The sequence below is a fragment of the Amycolatopsis pittospori genome (assembly GCF_013870525.1).
In the GTDB taxonomy this organism is placed as follows: domain Bacteria; phylum Actinomycetota; class Actinomycetes; order Mycobacteriales; family Pseudonocardiaceae; genus Amycolatopsis; species Amycolatopsis pittospori.
The window spans coordinates 34,223-40,344 of sequence record NZ_JACBXD010000071.1 but is presented as its reverse complement, the minus strand read 5'-3'; the positions used below and the strand labels follow the sequence as shown (position 1 = coordinate 40,344).

The 6,122-nt window shown below is 69.0% G+C and carries 7 protein-coding genes; 1 reads left to right on the top strand and 6 read right to left on the bottom strand.

Annotated elements, in window-relative coordinates:
• A partial coding sequence (locus H5J31_RS30280; protein ID WP_207899042.1) for a patatin-like phospholipase family protein occupies positions 1–251 on the bottom strand: 251 nt, incomplete at its 3' end.
• Positions 252–299: 48 nt separating this feature from the next.
• On the opposite strand from H5J31_RS30280, the gene H5J31_RS30275 reads away from it, so the two are divergent.
• Positions 300–932, top strand: coding sequence for a TetR/AcrR family transcriptional regulator (locus H5J31_RS30275; protein ID WP_181776073.1), 633 nt, complete (start codon positions 300–302; stop codon positions 930–932).
• 138 nt (positions 933–1,070) lie between these two features.
• On the opposite strand, the gene H5J31_RS30270 is transcribed toward H5J31_RS30275, so the two are convergent.
• From H5J31_RS30270 to H5J31_RS30250, 5 genes are all read right to left on the bottom strand, one after another.
• The gene (locus H5J31_RS30270; protein WP_181776072.1) at positions 1,071–2,024 is read right to left on the bottom strand and encodes a helix-turn-helix transcriptional regulator; all 954 of its coding nucleotides are present in this window, start codon (positions 2,022–2,024) and stop codon (positions 1,071–1,073) included.
• A gap of 92 nt (positions 2,025–2,116) precedes the next feature.
• On the bottom strand, positions 2,117–2,926 hold the full coding sequence (locus H5J31_RS30265) for an HpcH/HpaI aldolase/citrate lyase family protein (protein WP_181776071.1): 810 nt from the start codon (positions 2,924–2,926) through the stop codon (positions 2,117–2,119).
• Positions 2,923–3,735, bottom strand: a complete 813-nt coding sequence (locus tag H5J31_RS30260; RefSeq protein ID WP_181776070.1) for a mesaconyl-C4 CoA hydratase — start codon at positions 3,733–3,735, stop codon at positions 2,923–2,925. Before H5J31_RS30260 ends, H5J31_RS30265 begins: the two co-directional genes overlap by 4 nt.
• The gene (locus H5J31_RS30255; protein ID WP_181776069.1) at positions 3,732–4,880 is read right to left on the bottom strand and encodes a CaiB/BaiF CoA transferase family protein; all 1,149 of its coding nucleotides are present in this window, start codon (positions 4,878–4,880) and stop codon (positions 3,732–3,734) included. The genes H5J31_RS30260 and H5J31_RS30255 overlap by 4 nt, the downstream gene beginning before the upstream one ends.
• Before the next feature lie 18 nt (positions 4,881–4,898).
• The gene (locus H5J31_RS30250; RefSeq protein ID WP_181776068.1) at positions 4,899–6,056 is read right to left on the bottom strand and encodes an acyl-CoA dehydrogenase family protein; all 1,158 of its coding nucleotides are present in this window, start codon (positions 6,054–6,056) and stop codon (positions 4,899–4,901) included.
• Positions 6,057–6,122 lie beyond the last annotated feature (66 nt).

The following is a 6,122-nucleotide window of genomic DNA, read 5'->3' as shown; positions in this document are numbered from 1 at the left end:
ACTCCGGAACGTCGTACCACGGGATCACCGTCGGGCGTTTCGGCGAGCGCGCCGAGGATCGCCTTCGCCGGGATTCCCGCGCCGAGCATGGCGACCGCCTCGGCCCCGGCGGACGTGCCGACCAGGACGTCCGCCGTGCGCGGATCCCAGCCCGACCTGGTGTGCAGGGCGTCGAGGACCGCCGCTGTCCAGGCGAAGCCCAGGGTGCCGCCGCAGCCGAGCACGAGAGCCCTGGCGGAATGACGTGTCATTTCCGGAACGGTATGTCATTTGAACGCCGGGGGCAATAAGCTGACGGCATGACGACGGAGACCCCGGTCAGCAGGGCCGCACGAAAGAAGCAGGAACTCCGGCGCGAGATCGTCGAGACCGCGTTCGACTGCTTCGCCGAACGCGGCTACCACGCGACCGGTATCGCCGACATCGCCGCACGCCTGGGCATCGGGCACGGAACCTTCTACCGGTACTTCGAGAACAAGCGGGACATCGTCGACCATGTCATCACCGACCTGGTCGAGAAGGTGGTCGCCTCACTCGCCGCGGACAACGCGCCCGACGCGGTCAGCAGCCTGGCCGAGTACCGCAAACAGAGCGCCAGGATCGGCGACGCGCTCGCCCGGATCTTCGGCAGCGACCCCCGGATGGCCCGTTTCCTCCTGCTCGAAGCCGCGGGCATCGACGCCGAGATGCGGGAACGCGTACTGGACTTCTACGAGACCGCCGCCGGACTGACCGCGGGCTATCTCCACCACGGCGTCCGGTTGGGCTACCTGCACGCGGACCTCGACGTCGACGCCACCGCGCGGGCGATCAACGGGATGATCCTCGCGTCGGTCCTGTCCGGACTGCGCGACCCGTCCCAGGAAGGGCAGGCGGCCATGAGCAGGGCCGTCCGCCGCGTCATGTACGACGGGATCGCGACGCGTCCCTAGGGAACCGGCCGGCCGGTCCGGTTACGACGCACCAGTAAGCGGGGACTCGGCGATACTGGTGGGCCGGAGTCCATGGAACCGTTCCCGGCGACGGCGGTCTAGCGGGCGAAACGCAGACTCGCACCGACGAAAACGAACCTAGCGATTACGCAGCGTGTGACTGGGCGCCTCGCCGAACGTCTCGCGGTAGTAGGCGCTGAAGCGGCTGCCGTCCACGAAACCCCATTTCGCCGCGATACGGGTGACGGTCGCACCCGCACCGGGGTCGGCGTCCAGCAGGTCGGCTCGGACCCGGTCCAGCCGGACCCGGCGCAGGTACGCCATCGGGGTGGTGTCCAGATGCCGCCGGAACGCCAGTTGCAGGGCACGCACCGAGACCCGGCAGGCGCGGGCGATGTCGGCGACGCCGAGGTCGATGTCGGGATTCGCCTCCAGGAAGGCGATACCGCGGCGCACCACTTCCGGGAGCGCGTCCCGGCTGTCGCGAGGACAGGTCTCAGCGGCACCGCCGGTGAAGGTGTCCAGCGCGACGGCGGCCAGAAGCCGCCCGGCCGCGCCGAGCACGAGGGGACCGTTCTCCACGCCCGGTTCGGAGAACATCTCGGTCAGGTAGTCGACCGTCCGGCACCAGCGCCGCGCCTTCTCCGGGCTCACCGGCTCGTACTGCAGCCGCTCGACCACCCCGCCGTCCTGCGCCGGGTCGGTCCCGGTGAGCAGTGGCAGATCGATACCGGTGACCTGCAGACGCACGCCGTGCATCCCGGTCCGGTACCCGTGGCCGGGATGCGGACCGGCGACCACGTCGCCGGGGAGCATCCGGCGGTCGCCGGTGACGTCCTCGATCTCCAGTACACCGCCCAGCACCCGCAGCAGCACCAGCCTGCCCAAGGGCTGGACGACGATGTCCGTGGTCAGCGTGTTGTGCATGAAGTCGAAATGCACGTCCCCGAGATCACAGCGTTTGTGCTCGAAATGGTAGTTCTCGACGGTGCCGCGTACCCGTAACCGGTTGTCGCGGTAAGCCTCGGCGATCAGGGCATGTGCCTGTTCCGGATCGGTGGTCGCGAATTCCGTCACCATCGGCTCGTGCACCGGACCACGCCTCCTTTCCGTTCACCGTAACGAAAAGTCCGCTCGTCGAAACGTTACCGCCCACCGGCGGGCACCACCAGTCCGAGTAGGCGTCATCCGGCTGGTCGAAATGGCTCACCGGCGCGGTCGAGGATCGCCCTCGCTCGCAGTTCCACCGGCCGGTCCACCATCTGGCCGCCGGCGACGGCCACCGAGCCGTCGCCCACCGGCGCGAGAACGCCGCGCGCCCATTCGATTTCGCTCCCTGTCGGGACGAAAGCCTTGTTCGCGACGGGTACTTGGCGCGGATGCACGCACAGTTTCCCGCTGAAACCGAGGATTCGGGCGTGTTCGAGGTCCACGGTGAGTGCGGCTTCGTCGTCGAGGGCCGTGGTGACGCCGTCGATCGGAGCCGCCTTCCCCGCGGCGGCCGAAGCGATGACGAGCGCCGATCGCGCGTAGCGCAGCGCCTCGTGCGATGAGTGATCGACGCCGAGCTGGGAGGCCAGGTCGACGCTGCCGAACGCGGGCCGCACCACCGCGTCCGCGGCGCAGATCGCCACCGCGGCGGCGATCCCGGCCGCCGTCTCCACCAGCGGGATGACCGGGACGCCGGGCACGGCGTCGACCTGGGCGGGGTCCTCGGCCTTGGGCAGCATCACCGCGAGCGCCCGCTCGGTGATCGCGACATCGCCGTCGTACCAAGGGGTTCCCGGTGCGTTGATCCGCACGATCGCGCGGTTGCCGTCTTCGAGCCAGGTCCGGACGTGCTCTCGCGCGGCTTCCTTGTGGCCGGGCCCGACGGCGTCCTCCAGGTCGAGGATCACGACGTCGGCGCCGCTGGCCGCGGCCTTCGCGAACCGGTCCGGGCGATGCCCGGGGACGAACAGGAAGGTCTTGGCTTGGGCGAGGAAGTCGTTCATCGGCCGAGGCTCCGTACGGTGCCGGTGGCGGTCTGCCGTCCGTGACGATCGCGCACGGCCGTCACGGTCTCGCCGACCCCGGCTTCGGCCCGGACCACCATGCCCTGATGGTCGAACAGCGGTGAGACCAGGCGATAGTCGAAGGCCAGTTCCCCGCTTCTTCCCTGTAGCCGCGCGGCCTCGGCCATCGCGAGCGCTTGCAGCGGCCCGTGGGTGAGCAGCCCCGGATAGCCCTCGACGTCGCGCACGTAGTCGCGGTCGTAGTGGATGCGGTGGGCGTTGTAGGTCAGCGCCGAGAAGCGGAACAGCAGGGTCGGCGAGACGTCGATCGCCCATTCTCCCTCGGAGGGCGGAACTTCCGGCCCGTCGGCCGCGGCCTCGGAGGCTCCGGAAGCGGCGTCCCGGTAGACGATGTCCTGTTCCTCTTCGACCACCACCCGGCCGCCCTGGAGGATCTTGTGCCCGGTCACGGCGAAGGTCAGCCGTCCGGTCCGGCCCTGTTTCTCCTGCACGGAAACGACTTCCGTACGCCGGGTGGCGGGCAGTCCGCACCGCAGCGGTCCGAGCGTCCGGACCCGGCCGCCTGCCCACATGCGACGACGTCCGGGCTCCGGTGGCGCCGGGATCGTGTGGCGGACCGGATGCCCGTCCGGGCCCAGATCGGCCTGCGCGGGACGGTCCAGCAGGTAGAGCCAATGCCACAGCAACGGGAGGCCGTCGCGGTCCAGATCCGGCACGTCGACGTCGAGCAGCGAGCCCAGCGCTTCCGCCGGACCGGGTTGCACGACCTCGGTGACCTCGATGCTCATGCCGGGATCCCCTCTCCGAATTCCGCCCGGATCGCGTCGTTGTGAGCCCCCAGCGCGGGTACCGGACCCATCACCGGTTCCTGCCCCTCGACCTCGACCGGCGGGAGCAGCGCCTCCAGCGGGCCCGCCGGGGTTTCCACCGCGCGCCAGCGTTTCCGCGCGCTCAGCTGGGGATGCCGGGTGAACTGTTCGGGCGTCCGCAGCCGGGCGTTGGCGATCCCCGATCGCTCCAGCAGCTCCCCGACCTCGTCCGCGGTCCGGCCCTCGAAGGTCCGTTCCAGGACCTCGGTGAGTTCGTCGTCGTTCGCCACCCGGTCGTCGTTGGTCCGGAAGCGCGGGTCTTCGGCGAGTTCCCCGCGTCCCAGCACCTCACCGCAGAGCACGACCCACTCCCGTTCACTTTGGACACTCAGGAACACCTTGTCGTCCCCGGTGCGGTACGGCCCGTACGGCGAGATCGACGGATGCGCCGCCGCCGTACGCCGGGGAGGTTCCTGGCCATAGCGGGAGAAGTAGGCGGGCTGGCTCATCCACTCCCCGAGCGAATCGATCATCGCGACGTGCAGGCTCGCGCCGTCACCCGTCCGCTCACGGTCGTAGAGGGCGGTGAGGATGCCGGAGTAGGCGTACATCCCGGTGGCGATGTCGGCGATCGAGATCCCCGCCTTGGCCGGGGTCTCCGGCGTTCCGGTGGACATCACGAGGCCGGTCTCGCACTGCACCAACAGATCGTAGGCCTTCTTCGTCCTATATGGACCATCCGGACCGTAGCCCGAGATGGAGCAGTGGATCAGTTCCGGGCGGGCCGCGCGCAGTGTCTCCGCGTCGAGGCCCAGCCTTTCCACGGCGCCGGGGACGAGGTTCTGCAGGAAGACGTCGGCTTGGCCGATCATCGCGTCGAGCAGGGCCCGGTCACCGGGGTCCTTGATGTCGAGCTCGACGCTCTCCTTGCCGCGGTTCAGCCAGACGAAGTAACTCGACTGTCCGTGCACGGTCCGGTCGTAGTCCCGGGCGAAATCACCGACGCCGGGACGCTCGATCTTGATGACCCTGGCGCCGAGATCGGCGAGCTGGCGCGAAGCGAACGGCGCGGCGACGGCCTGTTCCAGCGCGACGACGGTGATGCCTTCGAGTGGGTGGCGCATACTGCCTTCCTTGCTGCTTCAGGACTTGATGCGGTGCCGTTCGATCAGCTGACGGGCGATCACGCCGCGCTGGATCTCGTTGGTGCCCTCACCCACGATCATCAGCGGCGCGTCGCGGAAGTACCGCTCGACGTCGAACTCGGTCGAATAGCCGTAACCGCCGTGGATGCGCACCGCGTCGAGCGCGATCTCCATCGCGGTCTCCGAGGCGAACAGCTTCGCCATCCCGGCCTCCATGTCCGCGCGCTCGCCCGAGTCGTAGCGCCGCGCCGCGTGGTGCACCAGCTGGCGCGCGGCCTCGAGCTTGGTCGCCATGTCCGCAAGATAGTTGCCGATCGACTGGTGCTGCCAGATCGGCTTGCCGAAGGTCTCCCGCTCCTGGGCGTACCGCAGGGAATCCTCCAATGCGGCGCGGCCGACGCCGAGTGCCCGGCAGGCGACCTGGATCCGCCCGATCTCGAGCCCGCGCATCATCTGAGCGAAACCGCGGCCTTCCTCACCGCCGAGGAGCGCGGTGGACGGCGCGCGGAAGCCGTCGAAGGACAGCTCGCAGCTCTCGACGCCCTTGTAGCCGAGCTTGGGCAGATCCCGCGAGACCTGGAAACCGGGTCCCTTCTCCACCAGCAGGATGGAGATCCCCTTGTGCGCGGGCTCGGCGGCCGGGTCGGTCTTGCACAGCAACGCGACCAGCTGCGATCGCCGCGCGTTGGTGATCCACGTCTTGCTGCCGTCGACGACGTACTCGTCGCCTTCGCGCCGCGCCGTGGTGCGGAGTGCCTGCAGGTCCGAGCCGCCACCGGGTTCGGTGAGCGCCATCGTCGCGCGGATCTCGCCGGTCGCCATCTTCGGCAGGTAGGCGTCCTTCTGCTCCTGTGTGCCGTAGGTGGCGAGGAGTTTCGCGACGACGGTGTGACCACCCATCGCGCCGGCGAGGCTCATCCAGCCGCGGGCCAGTTCCTCGGTCACCAGCGCGTAGCACTGGGCGGACACCTGCGTCTCACCCCAGGGCTCGGGGACTGCCAGCCCGAAGACACCCATCGCCTTCATCTGCTCGATGAGCTTTTCGGGGTAGGTGTTCGTGTGGTCGAGACCCTGTGCGGCGGGCCGGACCTCGCGGTCGACGAACTCCGCCACGAGCTCGACGATCGCGGCCTCTTCTTCGGTCACTCCGGTCATGTAGTTATCATGAGCGATGATGAGACCGTAAGTGAAATACCAAATTATGATCGCAGCATTCCGAAC

Bases quoted from the DNA above. Each gene is read 5' to 3' on its own strand.
- H5J31_RS30275 (WP_181776073.1), top strand. From the start codon at position 300: ATGACGACGGAGACCCCGGTCAGCAGGGCCGCACGAAAGAAGCAGGAA.
- H5J31_RS30265 (WP_181776071.1), bottom strand. From the start codon at position 2,926: ATGAACGACTTCCTCGCCCAAGCCAAGACCTTCCTGTTCGTCCCCGGG.
- H5J31_RS30260 (WP_181776070.1), bottom strand. From the start codon at position 3,735: ATGAGCATCGAGGTCACCGAGGTCGTGCAACCCGGTCCGGCGGAAGCG.
- H5J31_RS30255 (WP_181776069.1), bottom strand. From the start codon at position 4,880: ATGCGCCACCCACTCGAAGGCATCACCGTCGTCGCGCTGGAACAGGCC.
- H5J31_RS30250 (WP_181776068.1), bottom strand. From the start codon at position 6,056: ATGACCGGAGTGACCGAAGAAGAGGCCGCGATCGTCGAGCTCGTGGCG.